Consider the following 1,131-nt stretch of genomic DNA (forward strand, 5'->3'; position numbering starts at 1 on the left):
TGATGGCGCTCGCTGAAACTGCTCAGTTCTGCTCGTTGAAGGTGCTCACCTGGGAGGACTCGCTGGTGGCGGTGTTACCGCTGCGGGTGGGCTCCCCTGGACGCTTCGGGTGTTCGAGGTCCGTTGCGGTTCGGGGGAGCCCACCAGGAGATGTTCACACAGGGGGAAGACGTGGAAGCGCAGGCGTTGCGCGGGCGGGGCTGGTCGATCTCGGCGATCGCCCGGCATTTGGGCCGGAACCGGAGGACGGTTCGGGCGTATCTGAGCGGGGAGCGGGTGCCGGGCCGGCGAAAGAAGGCGGGCCCGGATGGGTTCGCGCCGGTGGAGGAGTACTGCCGGATCCGGCTGCGGCAGGATCCGCATCTGCAGGCCACCACGCTGTTTGAGGAGGTGCAGGGGCTGGGTTATGCGGGTGGGTATTCCTCGTTCACCCGGGCGATCAGGGTGCGGGAGCTGCGTCCGCATTGCGAGCCGTGCCATCAGGTGAAGGGCCGTGACGTGGCGATCATCGCGCACGAGCCGGGCGAAGAAACCCAGTGGGACTGGATCCACCTGCCCGATCCGCCCGCGCATTGGGGGTGGCGGCGGGAGGCGTATCTGCTGGTCGGGTCGTTGCCGTACTCGGGCCGGTGGCGGGGCTGGCTGTCAGCGGCGATGGATCAGCCGCATCTGGTCCAAGGGCTGCACGAGATCTGCGTTCGGTTGGGCGGCCTCACGCTGACGTGGCGCTTCGACCGGATGGCGACGGTGTTCGACCAGCACGCCCAGGACATCACCGCCTCCTTCGCGCAGGTGGCCAGGCACTACGGGGTGAACGCGGTGGTGTGCCCGCCGCGTCGCGGGCAGCGCAAGGGATCGGTGGAGAAGTCCAACGACATGGCCGCGCAACGCTGGTGGCGGACCTTGGGCGATGACCTCACACCCGAGCAGGCTCAAGTGTCGCTGGATGGCTGGTGCGCCAAGACCGGCGACATCCGGGTCCGCTGGAAGGACGGGACCAAGCAGAGCGTGGCCACGTTCGCCGCCGCCGAACCGCTGATGGAACTGCCGGCCCCGTTCCCCGCCGTCTTGACCGTGGAAAGGACGGTGTCGGCGCAGGCGCTGGTGGCCTTCGACGGGAACTTCTACTCC

The 1,131-nt window shown here is 68.3% G+C and carries 1 protein-coding gene; it reads left to right on the forward strand.

Annotation, left to right across the window (positions count from 1 at the left end; translation table 11 throughout):
- Window positions 1–171: 171 nt before the first annotated feature.
- A partial coding sequence (locus ACZ6S0_RS52925) for a transposase (RefSeq protein ID WP_465928768.1) occupies window positions 172–1,131 on the forward strand: 960 nt, incomplete at its 3' end.

It is taken from the genome of Nonomuraea sp. NPDC051298 (assembly GCF_055586305.1).